Source organism: Pseudomonas deceptionensis, from assembly GCF_900106095.1.
In the GTDB taxonomy this organism is placed as follows: domain Bacteria; phylum Pseudomonadota; class Gammaproteobacteria; order Pseudomonadales; family Pseudomonadaceae; genus Aquipseudomonas; species Aquipseudomonas deceptionensis.
In genome coordinates, this window is record NZ_FNUD01000002.1 from 1,920,129 (window position 1) to 1,940,508 (window position 20,380).

18 protein-coding genes are annotated in these 20,380 nt (G+C 58.6%); 5 read left to right on the forward strand and 13 right to left on the reverse strand.

Features of this window, described 5'->3' with window-relative positions; all coding sequences use genetic code 11:
* The first annotated feature begins 1 nt into the window (after nt 1).
* From BLW11_RS08785 to tadA, 3 genes are all read left to right on the forward strand, one after another.
* The gene (locus tag BLW11_RS08785) at nt 2-277 is read left to right on the forward strand and encodes a PTS sugar transporter subunit IIB (protein ID WP_048359078.1); all 276 of its coding nucleotides are present in this window, start codon (nt 2-4) and stop codon (nt 275-277) included.
* Nucleotides 278-454: 177 nt separating this feature from the next.
* A complete protein-coding gene (locus tag BLW11_RS08790; protein WP_048359077.1) occupies nt 455-1,831 on the forward strand; it encodes a multicopper oxidase family protein in 1,377 nt (458 codons plus the stop codon).
* Entirely contained in the window at nt 1,831-2,328 is a 498-nt protein-coding gene (gene tadA / locus BLW11_RS08795) for a tRNA adenosine(34) deaminase TadA (RefSeq protein WP_048359076.1), read from the forward strand. The genes BLW11_RS08790 and tadA overlap by 1 nt, the downstream gene beginning before the upstream one ends.
* 209 nt (nt 2,329-2,537) lie before the next feature.
* Here the strand turns inward: tadA and cmoB are convergent, their stop codons facing one another.
* From cmoB to BLW11_RS08850, 11 genes are all read right to left on the reverse strand, one after another.
* Nucleotides 2,538-3,494, reverse strand: coding sequence for a tRNA 5-methoxyuridine(34)/uridine 5-oxyacetic acid(34) synthase CmoB (gene cmoB, locus BLW11_RS08800; protein WP_048359075.1), 957 nt, complete (start codon nt 3,492-3,494; stop codon nt 2,538-2,540).
* Entirely contained in the window at nt 3,491-4,234 is a 744-nt protein-coding gene (gene cmoA, locus BLW11_RS08805; RefSeq protein ID WP_048359074.1) for a carboxy-S-adenosyl-L-methionine synthase CmoA, read from the reverse strand. Before cmoA ends, cmoB begins: the two co-directional genes overlap by 4 nt.
* An 83-nt stretch (nt 4,235-4,317) precedes the next feature.
* Nucleotides 4,318-4,953 carry a lysoplasmalogenase gene (locus BLW11_RS08810; RefSeq protein ID WP_048359073.1) on the reverse strand — a complete coding sequence of 212 codons (636 nt, stop codon included), beginning with the start codon at nt 4,951-4,953 and terminating at the stop codon, nt 4,318-4,320.
* A 1-nt stretch (nt 4,954) separates the two neighbouring features.
* Nucleotides 4,955-5,347: a protease inhibitor I42 family protein gene (locus BLW11_RS08815; RefSeq protein WP_048359072.1), complete on the reverse strand. Its 393-nt coding sequence runs from the start codon at nt 5,345-5,347 to the stop codon at nt 4,955-4,957.
* A gap of 75 nt (nt 5,348-5,422) precedes the next feature.
* On the reverse strand, nt 5,423-5,917 hold the full coding sequence (locus tag BLW11_RS08820; protein WP_048359071.1) for a hypothetical protein: 495 nt from the start codon (nt 5,915-5,917) through the stop codon (nt 5,423-5,425).
* Between the two features lie 127 nt (nt 5,918-6,044).
* A complete protein-coding gene (gene lon / locus BLW11_RS08825) occupies nt 6,045-8,474 on the reverse strand; it encodes an endopeptidase La (protein WP_048359070.1) in 2,430 nt (809 codons plus the stop codon).
* Nucleotides 8,475-8,638: 164 nt separating this feature from the next.
* On the reverse strand, nt 8,639-9,769 hold the full coding sequence (locus BLW11_RS08830) for an MFS transporter (protein ID WP_157395866.1): 1,131 nt from the start codon (nt 9,767-9,769) through the stop codon (nt 8,639-8,641).
* A 113-nt stretch (nt 9,770-9,882) separates the two neighbouring features.
* Nucleotides 9,883-11,118, reverse strand: coding sequence for an aminotransferase class I/II-fold pyridoxal phosphate-dependent enzyme (locus BLW11_RS08835; protein ID WP_048359068.1), 1,236 nt, complete (start codon nt 11,116-11,118; stop codon nt 9,883-9,885).
* 306 nt (nt 11,119-11,424) lie between these two features.
* Nucleotides 11,425-13,842, reverse strand: a complete 2,418-nt coding sequence (locus tag BLW11_RS08840) for a glucose/quinate/shikimate family membrane-bound PQQ-dependent dehydrogenase (RefSeq protein WP_048359067.1) — start codon at nt 13,840-13,842, stop codon at nt 11,425-11,427.
* A 130-nt stretch (nt 13,843-13,972) separates the two neighbouring features.
* A complete protein-coding gene (locus BLW11_RS08845; RefSeq protein ID WP_048359528.1) occupies nt 13,973-15,310 on the reverse strand; it encodes a carbohydrate porin in 1,338 nt (445 codons plus the stop codon).
* 313 nt (nt 15,311-15,623) lie between these two features.
* Nucleotides 15,624-17,660, reverse strand: a complete 2,037-nt coding sequence (locus BLW11_RS08850) for a TonB-dependent receptor (protein WP_048359066.1) — start codon at nt 17,658-17,660, stop codon at nt 15,624-15,626.
* A gap of 218 nt (nt 17,661-17,878) precedes the next feature.
* Between BLW11_RS08850 and BLW11_RS08855 the strand changes: the two genes are divergently transcribed.
* Together BLW11_RS08855 and BLW11_RS08860 are read left to right on the forward strand one after the other, a co-directional pair.
* Nucleotides 17,879-18,109: a VF530 family protein gene (locus tag BLW11_RS08855; protein ID WP_003443274.1), complete on the forward strand. Its 231-nt coding sequence runs from the start codon at nt 17,879-17,881 to the stop codon at nt 18,107-18,109.
* A gap of 7 nt (nt 18,110-18,116) precedes the next feature.
* On the forward strand, nt 18,117-18,755 hold the full coding sequence (locus BLW11_RS08860; protein ID WP_048359065.1) for a Pr6Pr family membrane protein: 639 nt from the start codon (nt 18,117-18,119) through the stop codon (nt 18,753-18,755).
* A gap of 113 nt (nt 18,756-18,868) precedes the next feature.
* Here the strand turns inward: BLW11_RS08860 and BLW11_RS08865 are convergent, their stop codons facing one another.
* Nucleotides 18,869-19,654, reverse strand: a complete 786-nt coding sequence (locus tag BLW11_RS08865; RefSeq protein WP_048359064.1) for a siderophore-interacting protein — start codon at nt 19,652-19,654, stop codon at nt 18,869-18,871.
* Entirely contained in the window at nt 19,651-20,220 is a 570-nt protein-coding gene (locus BLW11_RS08870) for a PadR family transcriptional regulator (RefSeq protein WP_048359063.1), read from the reverse strand. The genes BLW11_RS08865 and BLW11_RS08870 overlap by 4 nt, the downstream gene beginning before the upstream one ends.
* Nucleotides 20,221-20,380: the final 160 nt, after the last annotated feature.

A 20,380-nucleotide genomic window follows, 5' to 3' on the forward strand; every position in this document is an offset into this window, starting at 1 on the left:
CATGTTCGATAAAGTGCAGAAAGCATTCTGGAAAGCCCTGACCCCGGACTTGGTGGCGCAAGAGCCCGGCAAGTCGGCCTCGGGCCTGGATGATGCTGTTTTGGAGGCCCTGGGCGGTGCCGGCAATCTGAAGTCCGAGCAGCGGGTGGCCTTGACCCGCATCCGCGTGGAGCTGGCCGATGTCACCCGCATGGATCTGCAAGCCTTGCGTGTGGCGGGTGTGCCGGGGGTTATGGCGTTACCGGGCGGGGTGCTGCATTTGTTGGTGGGGTTGTAAACAGCGGGCCCTGTAGACGCGGAGGAGCGCAGCGAGGCTGCGATCGAGTGCGAAGCGCTCGTCAGCGGCTACAAAGGGCCGCACCCTTTTGCCCTTACTGTTTCGCAACTGCGGGTGTATCGTATTCGCCTTTTGCGGGCTTCACGCCCGCGCCGGATACGAGAGGTAGTTGAATCCATGTCCTTTACCCGTCGACAAATACTCGGTGGTTTGGCCGGCCTGGTAGTGGTGGGTGTTGGCGCAGGAGGCGCTTCGCGTTACTGGCTGGGCAAGGTGGCCGCTGAGAATGCAGGTCACGATTACGAGCTGATTGCAGCACCGCTGGATGTAGAACTGGTGCCCGGCCATCAGACCCAGGCATGGGCCTTCGGCCCTTCGGCGCCTGGCACTGAGCTGCGTGTGCGTCAGGGCGAATGGCTGCGGGTGCGCTTTATCAACCACCTGCCGGTCGCGACCACCATCCACTGGCACGGTATCCGCCTGCCGCTGGAAATGGACGGCGTACCCTATGTGTCGCAGTTGCCGGTGTTGCCCGGTGAATACTTCGACTACAAATTTCGCGTGCCGGATGCCGGCAGCTTCTGGTATCACCCGCACGTCAACAGCAGCGAAGAACTGGGCCGTGGTCTGGTCGGGCCATTGATTGTCGAAGAGCGCGAGCCCACCGGGTTCAAGCATGAGCGGACGCTGAGCATCAAAAACTGGCACGTGGACGAAGAGGGCGGCTTTTTGCCGTTCAGCATCACCCGTGAGGCCGCACGCGGTGGCACGGCGGGGCGCCTGTCGACCATCAACGGCAGCCATGTGCCGACCATTGATTTGCCCGCCGGGGAGATCACCCGGGTGCGCATCCTCAACCTCGACAACACCCTGACCTATCGCCTGAACATTCCCGGGGTTGAAGCCAAAATCTACGCCCTGGACGGCAACCCCATCGAGCCAAGGCCGCTGGGCAAGGATTACTGGCTGGGCCCGGGCATGCGCATTTGCCTGGCGATCAAGGCGCCCGAGGCGGGCCAGGAGCTGTCGTTGCGTGACGGCCCGGTACGCCTGGGCACCTTGCGCTCGGTCGCCAGCACCGATGGTCCGGGGGTATGGCCGCCGGCGCTGCCTGCCAACCCGATTGCCGAACCCGACGTGGCCAACGCCGAGAAGATCAACTTCAACTTTGAATGGGTCGGTTCGGTGTCCGAGGACTTGGGGCCTGATCAGCCGCCGAGCCTGTGGCAGATCAACGGCGTCGCCTGGGATATCAAGGACAAGACCTGCGCTGACCGCCCGATTGCCAAGCTCAAGCTGGGCCAGAGCTACATCTTCGAACTGAAGAACATGACCCAGTACCAGCACCCGATCCACCTGCATGGCATGAGCTTCAAGGTGTTGGCGTCCAATCGCAAAAAGATCATCCCGTACTTCACCGACACTTACCTGTTGGGTAAAAACGAGCGTGCCCGCGTGGCGCTGGTGGCGGATAATCCCGGCGTGTGGATGTTCCACTGCCATGTGATTGACCACATGGAAACCGGCCTGATGGCCGCTATTGAGGTTTCCTGATGCGACAAGGGCGTCAACCCCAGATTATCGACCGCAGCCGCGATCAAGACTTTATGCGTGAAGCGCTGGCGCTGGCAGCTCAGGGCGCTGCGCTGGGTGAAGTGCCGGTGGGCGCGGTGCTGGTGCAGAACGGTGAGGTTATCGGCCGCGGTTTCAACTGCCCGATCAGCGGCAGCGACCCCAGCGCCCATGCCGAAATGGTTGCCATCCGTGCAGCCGCCGCAGCGGCCAGCAACTATCGGCTGCCGGGCAGCACGCTGTACGTAACGCTGGAGCCGTGCAGCATGTGCGCGGGCCTGATCGTGCATTCGCGTGTGGCACGGGTCGTCTACGGCGCGCTGGAGCCCAAGGCCGGGATTGTGCAGAGTCAGGGGCAGTTCTTTACCCAGGGCTTTCTCAATCACCGGGTGCTTTACGAAGGCGGGGTACTGGCAGAAGAGTGCGGGGCAATCCTCAGCGAGTTCTTCAAGGCCAGACGAGCCAAGCCGACGTTGTAGCCGCTGCCGGGCAGCTACTTCAACTTCACCCGCAGAATTCGAGCCTTGCAGGGATTATTGTGGGAGCGAGCCTGCTCGCGATGCAGGCGACGCGGTTTATCCTAACGATCGCGGTGATGCCTTCGCGAGCGGGCTCGCTCCCACAGGGGCTTCAGCGCCCACAGAATCCGAGCCTTGCAGGGATTATTGTGGGAGCTTACCGGTATTGCTTACTTCCTCGCGACTATCACCGCCCGCATCGGCGCCGGCAGCCCTTCGATGGTTTTGCTCGGGTCGTTGGGGTCAAGGTAGTCGCTCAGGGACTGGAATTTCATCCATTCAGTCGCCCGTTGTTCTTCAACCGTGGTCGTGCTCACGTCCACGCAGCGCACGTCACTGAAGCCCGCGCGGCGCAGCCAGCGCTCAAGTGCCGGGATCGACGGCAGGAACCACACGTTGCGCATCTGTGCGTAGCGGTCTTCCGGCACCAGCACCTGATTCACATCGCCCTCAATCACCAGCGTTTCCAGCACCAGTTCGCCGCCTTTGACCAGGCAGTCTTTCAACGCCAGCAAATGCTCGATAGGGGAGCGGCGATGGTAGAACACGCCCATGGAAAACACCGTGTCGAAACCTTCCAGGTTGGGCGGCAAGTCTTCGAACGGGAACGGCAGGTGCCAGACGGCTTCCTGTTGCAGAAAACGCTGCACGGCCTGGAACTGGCAGAAGAACAGCCAGTTGGGGTCAACCCCGATCACGCTGTGGGCACCGGCGCCGAGCATGCGCCACATGTAGTAGCCGTTGCCGCAGCCCACATCGAGGATGCGCTTGTGCTTGAGGTTGATATGCGGCGCGACCCGTGACCATTTCCAGTCCGAATGCCATTCGGTATCAACGTGTACGCCAAACAGGTCGAACGGGCCTTTGCGCCACGGTGACAGGCCCATCAATGCCTGGCGCATCTGCGCCCGGGTTTCGTCGTCGCACTCGGTGTCCAGGGTCAGGCCGTTGAGCAGGTCGACCCGGGTCGGCATGACAGCGGGCAGCGCATCCAGCGCGCTTTGCCAGCGCTCCAGGTCGCCGTGGCCTTTCTCCATTTTGACGTCGAGCTGGGCTTGCAGGGTGTTGGCCCATTCAGCCAGGGGCGTACCGGCAAGACGACGGGCGAGAGGGGATAGATCAATCATGGCAAGGCAATCAACGAGGCAAAGTTAAGACACTGGAACCACGGCACGACTTTCGAGAACCCGGCCGCCAGCAGGCGTTCACGGTGTTCTTCGAGGCTGTCGGGCTTCATGACGTTTTCGATGGCGCTGCGCTTTTGGGCTATTTCCAGATCGCTGTAACCGTTGGCGCGTTTGAAGGCCACGTGCAGGTCGGTCAGCAGCCCGTGCTCTTCGGGGTCGCTGAAACGCAGCTTCTCCGAGAGGATCAGGGCGCCGCCCGGCAACAACGCCTGGCGAATCCGGCCGAGCAGCGCCAGGCGTTCCTCGGGAGCGATGAATTGCAGGGTGAAGTTCAGCGCCACCACCGAGGCGGGCTCGAACTCAAGGGCAAGGATGTCGCCTTCAATCACTTCAACCGGCAACAGCTCCTGGAACATCGAGTTCTGCCCGTTGAGGTATTCGCGGCAGCGCTCGACCATCGCTGCCGAGTTGTCGACCGCAATCACCTTGCAGCCTTCGGTGCGCACATGCCGGCGCAGCGCCTGGGTCACCGCGCCCAGTGAGCTGCCCAGGTCGTACAGGACGCTGTTGGGCTGGGCAAACTGGGCGGCAAGCACACCGAGGTTTTCGACAATGGTCGGGTAACCGGGCACCGAGCGCTTGATCATGTCCGGGAACACCCGCACCACGTCTTCGTTGAAGGCGAAGTCCGGCACCTGGGCCAGGGGCTGGGCGAAAATACGGTCAGATTCTTTGCTCACGACGGTTCCGGCGCTGGAAATTCAAAAGGGGCGGCATTTTAGCCAAGTTAGCGCCGGGATGCGCGGTCTGTCTGATAAACCGTTCAGCGTTTGCTCTGGCTAAACACCGAGGCGGCAATGCCCCATTGGCCGATCCAGTAGCTGAGAATGATCAGGTACGGCGCTGCGCCGAACGGCAGTACAAAACGGTCGATGCCAATCAGGCTGTCCGAGGCCACAAACGCCAGCGCGCCGGCGGCTGCCAGCCAGGCCGAGCGCTTGGGGACGTGGGAGCCCAGCCGGGCCAGGGCGCGCCACAGCATGGCGCTGATGGCCAGGGCGTAGACCGCCACCGGAATCAGCAGATCGCCCAGGCCCTTGGCCGCCATCACGCTGAACAGGCTCACGCCAGCCAGCAACGCCAGCGCCAATGGCAGCAAGGCCGGGCGGCGGCAATCCACGAGATAGGCTTTGAGGTATGCCAGGTGGGCGACCAGAAATGCGCCGAGGCCAAACACAAACAGGTCCACCGGCCATGCCAGCAGAATGTCGCCCAGCAGTGAAAACATCAGGCCTATGCTGATCCAGCGTCGATAGGGGCTGGCCGGCGCATCTTGCAACCAGCCGAGCAATGCCAGCACTGGCACCGGTTTGCTCAGTAAACACAGCAGCGTTGCCTGCATGGTTACGCCGTAGAGATACGCCACAGCGCCCATCACCGCGAGGATCAGCCACGGCATGTCAGTTCACCGTGATCGGGCAGTCGAACACCTGGGCGGGTTCGGTTTCGGGTTCCCAGGGTTGCTGGGAGGTCAGGCGCAGGCGGCCGGTGCCCGCGGCAAACACCTCAAAACGCCAGGTGGATTGCCCGCCACTGCCCAGCAACTGGCCATTGTCGCTGCTGCTGTAGACCTCTGGGCCCAGGCTGCGAAGCACGCCGCCCGCAGAGTCCTGGATCGCCCAGCGGTAGCCGGTGGTGGGATTGCTCGGCAGGGACACAATCAACTGCTGTCCGATGTGCAGTTGCTTGGGGCAGTCGCTTTGTTCTTCGACAGTAATGTTGTGTGCAGGCTGGTGGGCACAGGCCGTCAGCAGGCTGAGGCCGAGCAGGGGGAGAAGGCGTGCAAGGGGCATTGAGGGCTCCGGTCAGACAAACACAATGACGCAGCATAACCCATGACGGGCGTTGCGCCATTTGTCGTCGGCCGCTTAGAAACTGGCGTGGGGCGGGCTGATGCTGAAATCGCCACACAGCTCCAGGCAGTTGCCGTTGTGATCCAGGCCTTCCATGGTGAACAGCCGGGCGCTGTAGCAACTCTCTACCACACTCAGGTGCAAGGTGCCGATATCAGCCTGGTTCAAGTGATAGACATCTCGCCCGTCGATTTCAACGCACTCGATGTAGGACATGGACTGGACGGGGCTTGGCTCACCTCGTTTGAACAGGTAAATGCCCGACTGGATATTGATGTCCAGTGTCAGGGAGACGGCGCGATAGGCCGTTGTGCCCAACTCATCGAACTCGCCGGTGATGACAATTCTTTTTTTGCTGCTGGCGAAGGTCATTTCCTGAGCGGAAAAAGCAGGGCGGTCGAGCAGCTCGGCCGTGAGCTCTCCACGGGTTCTGGGGTTGAACACCCGTTGGCCGGCCTCTTTGGGCCTGAGGATATCCGGGTTTTCGTACACAGGATGATGAAGTGACATAGCCGGCTCCTGCGTTATTTTTGTGAGATTAGTTCTATTAAGGGTGTGAAATATAAACACGTCTACTGTCAGAAATGACAGTAGACGTGTTTAGACCGCTATGTGCAGGGAGTTTTGAGCGCGGCAGTTAAAACAGGACCTTGGCCACATCGGTAAAGCGTTTGGCGAAGTGGACGGTAATGCCTTCTTTCAGATAGTCGGGCAATTCTTCGAAGTTGCCACGGTTTGGTTCGGGCAGGATCAGCTCGTTGATTTTTTGCCTGCGCGCCGCGATCACTTTTTCCCGCACGCCGCCAATCGGCAAGACATGCCCGGTCAGGGTCAGCTCGCCGGTCATGGCGATGCCTTTCTTGGGCGGTTGATTGCGCGCCAGTGACAGCAGGGCGCTGGCCATGGTCACGCCTGCGCTCGGGCCATCTTTTGGGGTTGCGCCTTCAGGCACGTGCAAGTGCACGAAGGCCTCATCGAAGAAGCGCGGGTCGCCGCCAAACTGCTTAAGGTTGGCGCTGATATAGCTATAGGCGATTTCGGCAGACTCTTTCATCACGTCACCCAGTTGCCCGGTCAGCTTGAAGCCGCGGTTGAGGGTGTGAATGCGGGTCGCTTCAATCGGCAAGGTCGCGCCGCCCATGCTGGTCCAGGCCAGACCGGTAATGACTCCGGTGCCGCTGATGACCTGCTCGTTGCGGAACACGGGGATACCCAGCGACGCTTCGAGGTCTTTGGGACCGATTTTGATCACCGCTTTGGGGTCATCCAGCAGCTTGACCACTGCTTTGCGCACCAGTTTGCCCAGTTGTTTCTCCAGCTGGCGCACACCGGCCTCCCGGGCATAACCGTCGATCACGGCGCGCAGGGCGCTGTCGCTGATACTCAGGCTGTTTTTGGATACCCCGGCTTTTTCCAGTTGTTTAGGCCACAGATGACGCTTGGCGATAGCGACCTTTTCTTCGGTGATGTAACCCGAGAGGCGGATCACTTCCATCCGGTCGAGCAACGGACCGGGGATCGAGTCCAGGGTGTTGGCGGTACACACAAACAGCACTTTGGACAGGTCCAGGCGCAGGTCCAGGTAATGGTCGAGGAAGTCGACGTTCTGTTCCGGGTCCAGGGTTTCAAGCAAGGCCGACGCGGGGTCGCCCTGGAAGCTTTGGCCCATCTTGTCGATCTCGTCGAGCATGATGACCGGGTTCATCACTTCCACATCCTTGAGCGCCTGCACCAGCTTGCCCGGTTGGGCGCCGATGTAGGTGCGGCGATGGCCCTTGATCTCGGCCTCATCGCGCATGCCGCCCACGCTGAAGCGGTAGAACGGACGCCCCAGCGATTCGGCGATCGACTTGCCGACACTGGTTTTACCCACGCCCGGCGGGCCCACCAGCAACACGATCGAACCGCTGACCGAGCCTTTGTAAGCGCCTACGGCCAGGAACTCGAGAATCCGGGTTTTGATGTCATCCAGCCCGGCATGATGGGCGTCGAGCACCTTGCGTGCGTGCTTGAGGTCAAGCTTGTCCTGGCCGAACACGCCCCAGGGTACAGACGAGGCCCAGTCCAGGTAGTTACGGGTGACGGCGTATTCCGGCGACCCGGTTTCCAGGATCGACAGTTTGTTGATTTCTTCATCGATGCGCTTTTGCGCCTGGGCGGGCAGGGTCTTGCCTTCAAGGCGCTGCTTGAACTGCTCGATATCGGCGCTGCGATCGTCCTTGGTCAGCCCCAGCTCCTGCTGGATCACCTTGAGCTGTTCTTTAAGGAAGAACTCGCGCTGATGTTCGCCGATCTTGAGGTTAACTTCGGCTGAAATCTCTTTTTGCAGCCGCGCGACTTCAACTTCCTTGCGCAGCATGGGCAGCACTTTCTCCATGCGCTTGAGCATGGGCACGCAATCGAGCACTTGCTGCAGCTCGTTGCCTGTGGCGGAGGTCAGTGCCGCCGCAAAGTCGGTCAGCGGCGACGGATCGTTGGGGCTGAAGCGGTTGAGGTAGTTTTTCAGCTCTTCGCTGTACAGCGGGTTGAGCGGCAACAGCTCCTTGATCGCATTGATCAGCGCCATGCCGTAAGCCTTGACCTCGTCGGAAGGGTCTTTGGGCTGCTGCGGGTATTCGACTTCCACCAGGTAAGGCGGACGATGATGTTTGAGCCATGTGCTGATGCGCACGCGGGTCAGGCCCTGGGCCACGAATTGCAATTTGCCGTTTTCGCGGCTGGCGTGATGCACCTTCACCAGCGTGCCGTATTCCGGGAGGCTATTGGTATCGAAGTGGCGCGGGTCATCGGGCGGCGTGTCGACAAAAAACAGCGCCAGGGAGTGATGAGGTGACTTGCTGACCAGTTCCAGGGTTTCGGCCCAGGGCTCTTCATTGACGATGACCGGCAGCACTTGCGCCGGGAAGAATGGCCGGTTGTGAATCGGGATGATGTACACCTTGTCAGGCAGATTCTGCTCAGGCAAGGCCAGGTCAGTGCCACCAGAGTGGGGTTGGTGTTCGGATTCGGAGTGTTCTACATCGGTGTACTCAGTCGTGTTATCCGGAAACTCTTGCTGGTCGCTCATGGGGCACCTGCGCAATTGGGTATGGATGTTAGATGGGGCGCGGTGCCAGTGGTTTCAATGGTGAAGCGATTTTCATCATTCAATGGCTGGTTGGGCGGCTGTCGCGGGCGGCAATGGGTATTGCGCGTCGCTGTGATGTTTAGGGCATCAGTTTGATCAATGGACTACTCGCTTCCCCGGCCCGGTTTGATGGGGTTTAACCCCCGTACCATAGTGGCCAGCAGCAGGCAGATGGCGGCTAGATACAGCGGATTTTGAACATTGAGCAGACTGACAGTCACTCCAACGAAGGCAGCTATCATCTGATGAATTAATCCGCACAGTGCCATTGAATAAGGCCCACTGACTGGAGAGTGATCACTGGCTTGAGACAAACTGATCGGGTAGCTGATGGCTTGGCCGAAAACGATCAAACAATACGGCACCCACAATAATGCGGCACAAGTGGGGGTGGTCATCACGCCTACAATCATCACGATACAGGCAACCACCATAATGCCGGTCGCGATGGCACTTAATTGCGGCTGCCCACGGATCAATACATGGCGATTGACGGTTAGCGACCCCAACAAATAAGCCAGGCTCATTGCCCAACCCAATACGCCGTAATCGCTGGCCGACCACTCATAAGTAGTTTGGAAAATGGAAGGGCCAGCGGTGTTGAAACCAATAATGATTGCGTAACCCAACCCCCCCATCAATGCGCAGCGCAGGAACGGCGCATGACGAACGATCGTCAGATAATGTCCCCAGCAAGCCGGCGTGTTACTTGTTTGTCGACACTCTGATAACCCATGATGAACAAGTCCAGCGAGAAGGGCCGCTCCAATGGCGAGGCACCAGAAAGTAGCGGGCCAGTCAAAAGAACTCATTAATATCGATCCCGCGTATTGCCCAACCCCCAGTGAAATAACAAACGCGATGGATAACCACGAGAGTACTTTGGTGAGTTGATCGCCCTTGAAGTGTTGCGCCACCAGCGAGCGAGCCATAACCGACATCCCGCTGGCACCGAGCCCTTGCACAAAACGCAGGCACAAAAAGGTCTCGATTTGTGCACACACGGCCAGCAGCGCGCTACTCAAGCTGAACATTAACAATGACGCTATCAAGACCGGCTTGATCCCCCACGTAGCTCCCCACTTGCCCCATAGCAACATCGGTACGGCCATGCCCACCAGATACACAGGCAGCGACAAAGACGTCAGGCTCTGAGTGGCGTTCAGTGATTGTGCAATCGACGGTATCGCGGGCAAGTACATCATCATGCCCAGTTGTGCGAAAAAAACGGCCATGCAGGATATTGTGGTTAATAAGGACATGCGTGAGTGTGGCATCAGTGTCACTCGCAATGAGGTCGGATGGCTGCTGAGGCGGTTGTAGAGTGTGTGGATAGAGTGTTGTTGAATTAAAACGGGGCAGGCAAGTTATTGGCCTGCCAGTAGGTATGTATTAGATTGCAAAATTGCCTTATCAGCTCCGATGGCATGTCTGCCCGCAATGTTATTCGTATTGCAGACTGATGTTTAGCCACAACGGGGAAAAATACGGCTGCTGTGAAAAATCCATTATCAGCAAGGTAGGAGGCTGCTTTAGTAGCTATTTCGGCCTGGCCGCAGTGAATAAGTCGTATGGCCGTGAAGCTGTCGTGTTGTTTTGTTTTTATTAAGCTGTCGAAGAGTTTTATGTTTGTATTTAACTTGTTTTGTAATAAATTTAACTCGTCAGTATGGTGCAGCAAGATTGACGCTCGACCAGCTCCAATGGCCGCACTGTTGAGACTTTGTGACCAGTTACTGGGGCCGCCGTAGCGCAGGGTTTTTTGTTTGTTTTCGTTATTGCTGAACATGACGACACCCCCGCTTGCACCAAATGATTTTGCGAGTGATGCAACAATTATTGATTGGTCATCTAGTGTGCTCAGGTTTGATCTCACATACCCTGCGCCGTGCCTGCCTGTCGCCGATAATGAGTGTGAGTCATCCATGTAAATAAACATTCCGTACCGATCTTTTAAGTACTGGATTTCGTCAATGTGTGCGACGCCTCCCATGCTGTAGACGCCATCGGCAATGTAGGCGACGCGTCGGTGTTTCTTACACAGGCCCTCTAAGTAATTCATGTCGTTATGTGGGCAAGTCAAAACTTCCGTTTCATCTGCGCAGGCGGCTTTTAAGTGGTTCATTGAGTAATGAGCGCTTTTGTCAAAACACATAAGCGGAGCAATGTTGCTGGTGAAAGTGCCAGACGCCAGTAATGGGAGCACGCCTGCGCTTGCTGCGCTGCAAGACAGTGTTGTGAGGCAGTGAGCGGAAAAAAGTTCTGAAAGCTCCTGCTCGTATAGTTCGAGAATGTTGAGTTTGCAGCGATTTTTAGAGTTCGGAATACGTAATGATCCGGTGTTTTTTAGCGCGTCAATAGCACCCCTCAATAGTGCGGGGTGGTAATCGAGTCCAAGGTAAGAAGTCGTGCAGAAATGATGAAATAGACGGTTGTACTGGTCTCTGAATTGATTGGATTTTTCTATTGTAACGTTAAGGTTAGATATTTTTTCCAGTTCAGCAATTTTCCAGTGGGTATCTGCAATGGAAATCATTTTCTTATAGTTGCTGAATTTGTTTTTTTGATCGTGTTCGTTGAGCATTGTTGTTTTAGTCCTTGGGGTTGTAAGGGGGTTGTCCAAGGGCTTATTTTTACTTTTGGTAATCAGTATGTATGTGGGAAGGCGGTGTTTTTTTTGTAAGAGGCTACTGTTTGTTATGGTGAGGCAATCTGTTAGTTGGGTGTTTTGTGAAGTTTGATTGGGGTTTCTGTTTTTTTGCATACTAAGCACATGCTTTAGATCTGTAGGTTAATGCCTGTTTTGGCTGTCAGTACCCAGATAAAGTAAAACCACAAAAAAAGGCGGCTATCTCTCGATAGCCGCCTCTCTTAAAACCAGCTGTAAGACTTACTCAGCCAGTTTAAACGCCATGACATAGTCACCTTTCTTGGTGCCCAGGCCACCATGACCGCCCGCCATGACCAGCACGTATTGGGTGCCGTCCTTGCCGGTGTAGGTCATTGGAGTGGTCTGGCCGCCAGCAGGCAGGCGACCTTCCCACAGTAGCTTGCCGTTGCTTACATCGTAAGCACGCAGGTACTGGTCAAGGGTACCGCTCAGGAAGGCAACGCCACCCGCGGTGGTGAATGTGCCACCCAGGCTTGGAACGCCCATCGACAACGGGATTGGAACCGGCGAGCTGTCACGCACGGTGCCGTTTTTGTGTTTCCAGATCAGGTTGTTGTTGGTCAGGTCGACCGCAGCAACATAACCCCACGCCGGTGCCTGGCAAGGCAGGCCAAGTGGCGACAGCAGGGGTTCCAGGATCACGCCGTAAGGAGCGCCCTTGTTCGGTTGAACGCCGGAGGTCTCGCCTTTGCGCGGGCCCATGGCCGCCACGTCGGCCTGCGGAACCAGCTTGGAGGTGAAGGCCATGTAGCTAGGGTTCAGGAAAGCGATCTGGCGAACCGGGTCAACCGAGATGCCGCCCCAGTCGAACACGCCGAAGTTGCCTGGATAAACAATCGAACCTTGCAGCGATGGCGGGGTGTACATGCCGTCGTAACGCAGGGATTTGAACTGGATCCGGCACAGCATCTGGTCAAACGGGGTCACACCCCACATGTCACGCTCGGTCAGGACCGGCGGGATCATGTTCAGGTCCGAACGAGGCTGAGTCGGTGCAGTGTGGTCGCCTTCTACAGCGCCGCCCGGGGCAGGGATCTCGTTGATCGGCACAATGGCTTCGCCAGTGCGACGGTCAAGAACGTAGATGCTGCCTTGCTTGGTGGAAGCCAGCAGAGCCGGTTTCACGCCATCAGCGGTTTTGAGGTCCATCAGGGTCGGTTGACCACCCACGTCCATGTCCCACAGGTCATGGTGAGTGAGCGGACGGTACCAGCGGACTTTACCGGTGTTGATGTCCAGAGCCGTGATGCCAGCAGCATAACGCTCGGAATCTTCGGTACGGTCGCCGCCGTATTGGTCTGGCGTCTGGTTGCCCATCGGCAGGTACAGCATGCCGAGGTCTTCGTCGACAGCGAACATCGACCACATGTTAGGCGAGTTGCGGGTGTAGGTTTCGCCTTCAGCAATCGGTGTGGTTTTTTCCGGGTTGCCGCTGTCCCAGTTCCAGACCAGCTTGCCGGTACGTACGTCATACGCACGGATCACGCCGGATGGTTCGTCAGTGGAGATGTTGTCGGTCACGTGGCCGCCAATCACAACCAGATCTTTGGTCACGGCAGGTGGCGAGGTGGAGTAGTAGCCACCAGGTGCGAAATTACCGATGTTGTGACGCAGATCGACCGCGCCGTTCACACCGAAGTCTTCGCACACTTTACCGGTATCGGCGTTCAGGGCGATCAGACGGGTGTCGGCAGTCGGCAGGAACAGGCGACGTGGGCACGAGTTGCTGGAAGTTGCAGCAGCAGGCTCGGCAGCGCTTTGTTCGGTGCTGGCTTTGGCGTAGGCGTTTTCGTCGTGATAAGTCACACCACGGCAAGTCATGTGCGCCCAGCCTTTGAAGTTTTCAGCGTTCTGAGTGCTGATCTTCGGGTCGTAGCGCCAGATTTCCTTGCCGGTGTCCGGGTCAAGGGCAATCACCTGGCTGTGCGGAGTACACACATACAGCATGCCGTTGACTTTCAGCGGGGTGTTCTCGGCGGTTGTTTCGCCGGGATCGCCTTCACCTGGAATATCACCGGTGCGGAATGTCCAGGCTGGAACCAGCTTGTGGGCATTTTGCGGGGTGATTTCTTTCAGCGGCGAGTAACGGTCACCGTAGGCGGTACGACCGTAAGACTGCCAGTCACCATCGGGCATGGCCGGTGCGGTGTTGGTCATGCCAGGAACGGCTTCACGGTCCAGTTGACCTTTGACTTCGCCCGGGCTGGTGAACTGGCTGGCCAGTGCAGCCAGGCCTGCCAATACCACGGCAACGGTCAGCGCGCCGGTAGCAACAGGTGCCGACTGACCGCGCAGAACCGGACGACGGAACCACGGCAGCAGCAGGACGATACCGATGGCGAACCATACGGCCAGGCGTGGGACCAGTTGCCACCAGTCCAGACCGACTTCCATCAGTGCCCATACGGTGCTGGCGAACAATGTCAGCGCGTACAGTGCCAGGGCGGCACGGCGCCCGGCGATCAGCAGCGCGCCCGACAAGCCAAAACCGATACCGGCCAGCAGGTAGTACCACGACCCGCCCAGCGTGATCAGTTTGATACCCCCGGCCAACATGGCCAGGCCCATTAGCAGCAGCAAGATACCGAGAAGGCTCGGTAGCAGGCGGCTTCGACTGAAAGCACCATCAGTGCTCATAGTGTGGTTCTCCGTTACGTTAGAGGTGTTCCCGCGAGGGCGTGTCTTTAAGGGACGAACCGACGCAGGAGTGAATCAGCTAAATAAGTTGTTGATCGCAACCTTCAAGGTTGCCGTTGCAGTCCGCTTGTCAGAACGAACTTTGAATTTTCAGACCGCCAATCAGCGCGTCATCCAGCTGGCTGACGCCACCCGGGTGGCGGATGTATTGCAGGTTCGGTCGAACGGTCAGCCAGTTGGTCACGTGCACGCCGTAATACAGTTCGGCGCTGTACTCAGTGTCCTGAGGTGGCAGGTAGTCCGGGTTGTCGAAGTCGTAGATCGCGCGGGCCTGATTGGTGGCCTGGGCGTTCTTGCGATAGGCCGGGTTGACGTGAACCCGGGCCATGGCAAAGCCGATGTCATCCTTGGGCCGCGCATCGAATACGCCTTTGTAGACGACGCCCGCCTGGACATAGTTGTCCACGGCGTTGGTTTTCTTGTCGTGCAGGGTGGCATTGGCAAACACACTCAAGCCCCTCGACTGATCGCTGGCGCGGGTAGTGAGCTGCTGTTGCACGCCCAGCCACATCCCGTGCTTGCTCGAACTGCTGCGATAGGCTTCGCCGCTCAGGGCAGCCGGCTGGCCGTTGGCATCTTTGTAAACATCTGTTGCTTTGGCATTACTGTAGTAGTAACCCGCACGATATTCCCCTGGCAGGCCATTGATTTTTGGCGACCACACCAGTTCGATCGGTAGCACCGCGCCTTGGGTGCCGCTGCCGCTAAGCTTGAAGCCGTTGCCGCGATCCAGGTTCGAAGGGTTCTGCTCATAGGCGCCGACCTGTGCGTACAACTCGGGCGTCAGGTGGTATTTGACCCGCAACGCCCACTGGCTGACGGGCCAGTTGTACCAGATGCTGCCGGCCCAGTTGCCGACCTGCGAGCCGCAGAACGCCAGGTTCTGGAAGTCGCACGGGAAGGTGTTGAAGTCCTCACCCTGGCCGAAACGACCGACTTTGATGTCGAGCTTCTGGTCGAAGAATTTCTGCTGGTACCACATCTGGGTCAGGCGTGTGGTCTGGCCACGACCCCAGACTTCCTGGGCCGAGGTGAACCCGCCCACGCGTGGGTCGTTGATGCGGTCGTTGCTGATGTTGTTACCGCTGCGCTGGGTAATCGTCAGCTTGAACTCGGCATCTTCCCAGCCCAGGATCTTCTGCAGGTCCAGGTGTGTGCCCAGGCCGAACTGGTCGCTGTAACGCGCCGTGCGGTCATGATCGTAGCCACCGTGCAGGTTCGAGCCGACTTCGCCCACGTAGTCGAGGGAGAAGGCATAGCCTTGTTTTTCCAGCTCGCTACGCGTGCCGCCCCAATCGCCGAGCATCCATTTGGAGTCGCTGTCGAAGGCCGGGGCTGCCTGTACGCAGGTAGCCAGGCCCAAAGCGGTAATGCCGCCGATCAGAGTCAGGGCTTTTTGCCCGGCCATAGGCAATAGCGCGCTGTGCTTGCGCAAGTTCAGGAGTGTGGACATAGGTCGAGGTAGTGAGTCTTTATAGGTATGGCTGTGGCTGTGGGTAGCGCTGTCTTTAGAGGCAGGACTCACACTTAGAGATTCAGGGGCTGAGTGAATCGGTTCAGCCCCTGGTGATGAAATGATAAAGCTATGAAACGTTTAGAAACAGCACTTTAAGTGACATGCATCATTTCGGAATCTGTAACAGTGTGCTGCGGCCGTTCGCCTCAGGGCTCTTTTGTCGCGGCCTCCAGGGCTGGAGGCCTTGTATTTACTGTTCTGTGGTTTAGAAAGTAGTGCGCAGGCCGACCTCGATCCCACGGCCCGGCGCGGGTGCGATGTCGCGCAAGATAGAGCTGGCATAGCGCACGGTCTGGTTGGTCAGGTTGTCGCCTTTGACGAATGCCAGCCACTGGCTGCTGCCTACATCAAAGTGATAACCGGCGCTGGCACCCAGGGTGGTGTAGCCATCGGTGCCTGATTCATTGGCCGGGACACGGCCCTGATTGCTGGCGTGCTCGACGTCGATCCGCGCCTGCCAGCGATCCTGTTCCCACAGCAGGCCACTGCTCAGACGCAGGGGGGCGATGCGCGGCAAGGCTTCGCCAGTGTCGAGGTTGGTGGCCCGGGTGTAATCGCCTGCCAGTTCCAGGGCAAATTTGCCGTACGCGTTTTCACCCAGTTTCCAGTGATCCTTGGCTTCAAAGCCTGTGAAGCGTGCCCGTACTCCGGAATAGGTGTATTCGGGAATGCCGTCCGCGTCGGGTTCACCTTCGTCATTCAGCGTGCGACCTGTGCCCAGCAGGCCGATGTAATTGGAGAAGTGGCTGTAGAACACACCGACGCTGCCCTTGTGTGTGCCGTTGTCAAAGCGCAGGGCCAGATCGCTGGACACGGCTTTTTCTTTCGACAGATTGGCGTTGCCCACTTCATAGGTGCCGGTGGCAACGTGGGCGCCATTGGCGTACAGCTCGTAGAACGTCGGCGCGCGTTCGGTGTAGCCCAGGGTTGCGGCCAGCGACCAGATCGGGGTGAGGGTGAACACTGCGCCCGAAGACAGGCTGCCCGCGGTAAAGCTTTGGGATCTGTCGGCGGCGGCAAAGCGTTCATTGCCCTTGGCATCCGGGTCGACCACGGTGTGTTCCAGCCGTCCGCCGAGGCTGAGGGTGAGACGCTCGGTGGCTTGCAACTCTTCGAGGATAAACAGCGCACCGCTGTTGGTGTCGGTCTGCGGCACAAAGGCTTCTTCGCCCAGGGCCGAGAATTCGTTGCGATTGACCTGGGCGCCGATCACGCCGTTGAGGGGGCCGATCGGCACATGACGCGCTTCGACGCGGGCTTCATAGCCCTTGTTCTTGAAGGTGGTACCGACTTCGCCGCCTTCAATTTCGCGGTGCTCGTAATCGGTATAACCGGCATTCAGTTTGAGCGAGCTGAACGGCCCTTGCAGGTTGCGCATTTCGGAGGCGAAGGCGTAGTGATCCTGTTTCATGCGGATACGTACGTCCTGCTCGGCCGGAGAACCGTAATTGGCATCATGGGTGCTGTAGGACAGCCCCGCATATCCGTCATCCCAAGTGTAGGAACCGCCCACGGCACCGCCGTCCTGACGCCCATTGCTGTTGCCTAAGCGGCCTTTCTTTTCGTCGCCATCTTCGTTTTCAGGCGCATGGCGGCTACGGGCATAACCCGGGATTTTCAGGTCATTGAACTCGCGGGCGTTGGCATCCAGATGCAGGGCGAAGGTGCCATCACCGGCTTCCAGTTTGCCAGCGCTGCTGCGTGTGGTGGCGGCGCCGCCGTAACGCAGTTCACCCGCGCCGTGAATGCCTTCGATGGCTTCGGTGGGGATGCGGTTGTCAAACGTGTTGACCACGCCGCCGATGGCGTTGCCGCCATACAGCAGGGCCGCCGGGCCGCGTACGATTTCGATGCGCTCAACGTTGACCGGGTCCAGTGGCACCGCGTGGTCATAAGACAGCGATGAGGCATCCAGCGCGCCGACGCCATTGCGCAGGATGCGAATACGGTCGCCATCCAGCCCGCGAATAATCGGTCGGCTGGCGCCGGGGCCGAAGTAGGAAGAGGACACGCCGGGCTGTTTGTTGAGGGTTTCACCCAGGCTGCCTTGCTGTTGCAGCGTCAGGTCGTCGCCCTCCAGCACCGTGGTGGGGGAGGCGAGCTGGCTGCTGCCCAGCGGGTTGCCGGTAATCACTTGCGGTTGCAGTTCGAGGGCGTAGGCCGGAGAAGCAATCAGCAGGGCGGTGGCGAGCGGGGTCAAACGGAGACGTCGCAAGTGACGTGGGAAAGCAGGGGAGGACATTGCAGTTCCTTGGCAAGGGAGATGAAGAAAGGGGCGCTGAGCGCTCTTTGACTGGAGAGTTATAGTTACAATATAACATCACCTTCACGAGCTCCAAGCGGAACTTTCATTCAGGGCCCGGGTCAGGGCTAGACTTGCCCCTTGGCGAATGCACTTCCCCCTGAGCAGGTGCTCGGCTAAGGTGCGCGCCTTTCCTTCTCTTGCATTAAAGGTCCGGCATGACTGAACCCAACAACAACCCCTTGCACGGCGTGACGCTGGAACAGATCCTCACTGCGCTGGTGGCGCATTACGAGTGGGAAGGGCTGGCTGAGCGTATTGATATTCGCTGCTTCAAGAGCGACCCGAGCATCAAGTCGAGCCTGACGTTCCTGCGCAAAACCCCGTGGGCACGGGAAAAGGTCGAGAAGCTGTATGTGAAATACGCCCGTACCAAGCGCGAGCTTTGATCGGCACATGAGTGATGTGTCAAAGCGCAGGCTTTACACCGCGCTGGCGGTCCTGGGCTGGTGCGGCCTGGCCATACAGCTTGAGATGGTGCTGTTCTCCCGCTGGACGAGCGGCGCGAGCCTGGTGGGTGGGCTGGTGAGTTACTTCAGTTTTTTCACCATTCTCACCAACACCCTGGCCGCCACGGTACTGACCTATGCGGCTGATCCCCGGGCTTCAAAAGGCAGGACGTTTTTCCTGCAGCCGTGGGTCAGCAGTGGCATCGCGGTCAGTATTATCGTGGTGGGTGCGGCGTATAGCGTACTGCTGCGCCAGCTCTGGCAGCCTGAAGGTTTGCAATGGCTGGCCAATGAAATACTGCACGACGTGATGCCGGTGCTGTTCTCGTTGTACTGGTGGTTTTGCGTGCCAAAAGGGTCGCTGCGCCTGTGCCATATAGGGCTCTGGATGCTGTATCCGTTGTTGTATTTCGCTTGCATCCTGCTGCGCGGGCATCTGCTCGGCATGTACCCGTACCCGTTTATTGATGTGGAAAAACTGGGTTATGCGCAGGCCGTAATCAATGCCAGCGGCATTTTGGCGGGGTTTGTGGCGGTGGCGTTGGTGGTGGTGGCGGTGGATCGCTGGCAAGGCAAAACGGTGTAGCCTTTGGCGCAGGCTGCGATGGGCTGCGTAGCAGCCTCTGCTTTCAAGGTTGAAAGAGAAGGCCCTTCGGCCCTTTTCGCAGCCTTCGGCAGCGGCTACAGGTGATAGCGCAATTACTCTTCGGCGCTGCCATCCTGGCGCCAGTAGCCCACAGCCTTGACGAATTCTTCGTTCAAACCATGGGTGTCCAGCAGCACCCGGCGCACTTTTCGTGACAGCGCACTTTCGGTTGCAACCCAGGCATACAGTTCACCTTCGGGAAGGCTCAGTGCTTCGACGGTTCTGAGCAGGTCTTCGCCCGGGAGATCACGGTGCACCCAGATCACGTCAACCGATGCGGCACTGTGCAGAGGTTGTTCTTCCTGCGCGTTTTCGACCTCGACCACCACCAGAACCCGGCGGTTGCCAGGCAGTTCCTCGAGGCGGCGGGCAATCGCCGGCAGTGCGGTTTCGTCGCCGATCAGCAGGTAACTGTCGAAGATATCCGGCACCACCATTGAACCCCGCGGCCCGCCGATATGCAGGTACTGGCCAGGCTGCGCCTGAGCGGCCCAGGTGGCGGCAGGGCCGTCGCCGTGCAGCACAAAGTCGATGTCCAGTTCGAAGGTATTCAGGTCATAGCGACGCGGGGTGTAGTCGCGCATCGGGGGCATGACGCTGCCCTTGAGGCCTGCGCTCAATTGCATGTTTTCCAGTGCCGACTGTTCTTCGGCGGTCTGCGGGAAGAACAGCTTTACGTGGTCATCGCTGCCCAAGCTGATAAAGCCTGCCAGCTCGGGCCCGCCCAGGGTAATGCGGCGCATGCGTGGGGTCAGGTCGACCACCCGCAGCACTTCGAGTTTGCGACGTTTGATTTCATGCATGACCCGGTGAATGGTCTGAGGGTTAGCGGCATTCATTCGTCATTCTCCTGCGCTGGCACAGGGCCATCGACGATGGCTTTGGCGGTGTTGTTGAGTAAAACGCTGACGCGCTGAATTTCAGCCGGGTTCCAGCGGCCGTGGTGCATTTGCAATGCGTGGCGCAGGTTGTGCACCGCCTCGTGAATTTCGGCGGGCCGGTCATGGCCGCGCAGCGAGCGCTTGCTGACATCGATGCGCATCCGCACACCGTCCAGGGCAATCGCTTGATCGATCAGGGACTGGCGGCCCGCGTCGGTCACGCAATAGCGTTTTTTGCCGCCTTCGGCGTCGCCCTGAATCATTTCGCTTTCTTCAAGAAAGGTCAGGGTGGGGTAGATCACGCCGGGGCTTGGGCTGTAGGCGCCGTCGAACAGGCCTTCAATCTGGCGGATCAGGTCGTAGCCGTGGCAAGGCTGCTCGGCAATCAGTGCCAGCAGCAGCAGTTTCAAGTCACCGGGGGCGAATACACGTGGCCCGCGCCCGCCGCGTTCGCGTCCGGGGCGTTTCTCAAAGCCGTCTTGACCCGCGCCATGTTCGCGGTGATGGGGATGGTGCTCTCTCATTTCTCTTCGTCCGTTCATTAAGTTAGATACAACTTAAGATATATCTTAAGAGATGTAAAAAACGCGCGACGAACGGTAATGATTCTCAACTTCGGGGGCTACAGCTATAGAAGAGACATTTCAATCGTGGGAGCGAGCCTGCTCGCGATTCAGGCGCCGC

Excerpts from the sequence above, each read along its gene's own strand:
- BLW11_RS08870 (WP_048359063.1), bottom strand. The coding sequence starts at position 20,220 with ATGAGAGAGCACCATCCCCATCACCGCGAACATGGCGCGGGTCAAGAC.
- BLW11_RS08810 (WP_048359073.1), bottom strand. The coding sequence starts at position 4,953 with ATGCCGTGGCTGATCCTCGCGGTGATGGGCGCTGTGGCGTATCTCTAC.
- tadA (WP_048359076.1), top strand. The coding sequence starts at position 1,831 with ATGCGACAAGGGCGTCAACCCCAGATTATCGACCGCAGCCGCGATCAA.
- BLW11_RS08790 (WP_048359077.1), top strand. The coding sequence starts at position 455 with ATGTCCTTTACCCGTCGACAAATACTCGGTGGTTTGGCCGGCCTGGTA.
- BLW11_RS08815 (WP_048359072.1), bottom strand. The coding sequence starts at position 5,347 with ATGCCCCTTGCACGCCTTCTCCCCCTGCTCGGCCTCAGCCTGCTGACG.
- BLW11_RS08860 (WP_048359065.1), top strand. The coding sequence starts at position 18,117 with ATGAGTGATGTGTCAAAGCGCAGGCTTTACACCGCGCTGGCGGTCCTG.
- BLW11_RS08820 (WP_048359071.1), bottom strand. The coding sequence starts at position 5,917 with ATGTCACTTCATCATCCTGTGTACGAAAACCCGGATATCCTCAGGCCC.
- BLW11_RS08865 (WP_048359064.1), bottom strand. The coding sequence starts at position 19,654 with ATGAATGCCGCTAACCCTCAGACCATTCACCGGGTCATGCATGAAATC.
- BLW11_RS08855 (WP_003443274.1), top strand. The coding sequence starts at position 17,879 with ATGACTGAACCCAACAACAACCCCTTGCACGGCGTGACGCTGGAACAG.
- lon (WP_048359070.1), bottom strand. The coding sequence starts at position 8,474 with ATGAGCGACCAGCAAGAGTTTCCGGATAACACGACTGAGTACACCGAT.
- BLW11_RS08785 (WP_048359078.1), top strand. The coding sequence starts at position 2 with ATGTTCGATAAAGTGCAGAAAGCATTCTGGAAAGCCCTGACCCCGGAC.
- BLW11_RS08845 (WP_048359528.1), bottom strand. The coding sequence starts at position 15,310 with ATGGCCGGGCAAAAAGCCCTGACTCTGATCGGCGGCATTACCGCTTTG.
- BLW11_RS08850 (WP_048359066.1), bottom strand. The coding sequence starts at position 17,660 with ATGTCCTCCCCTGCTTTCCCACGTCACTTGCGACGTCTCCGTTTGACC.
- BLW11_RS08835 (WP_048359068.1), bottom strand. The coding sequence starts at position 11,118 with ATGCTCAACGAACACGATCAAAAAAACAAATTCAGCAACTATAAGAAA.
- cmoB (WP_048359075.1), bottom strand. The coding sequence starts at position 3,494 with ATGATTGATCTATCCCCTCTCGCCCGTCGTCTTGCCGGTACGCCCCTG.
- BLW11_RS08840 (WP_048359067.1), bottom strand. The coding sequence starts at position 13,842 with ATGAGCACTGATGGTGCTTTCAGTCGAAGCCGCCTGCTACCGAGCCTT.
- BLW11_RS08830 (WP_157395866.1), bottom strand. The coding sequence starts at position 9,769 with ATGGCCGTTTTTTTCGCACAACTGGGCATGATGATGTACTTGCCCGCG.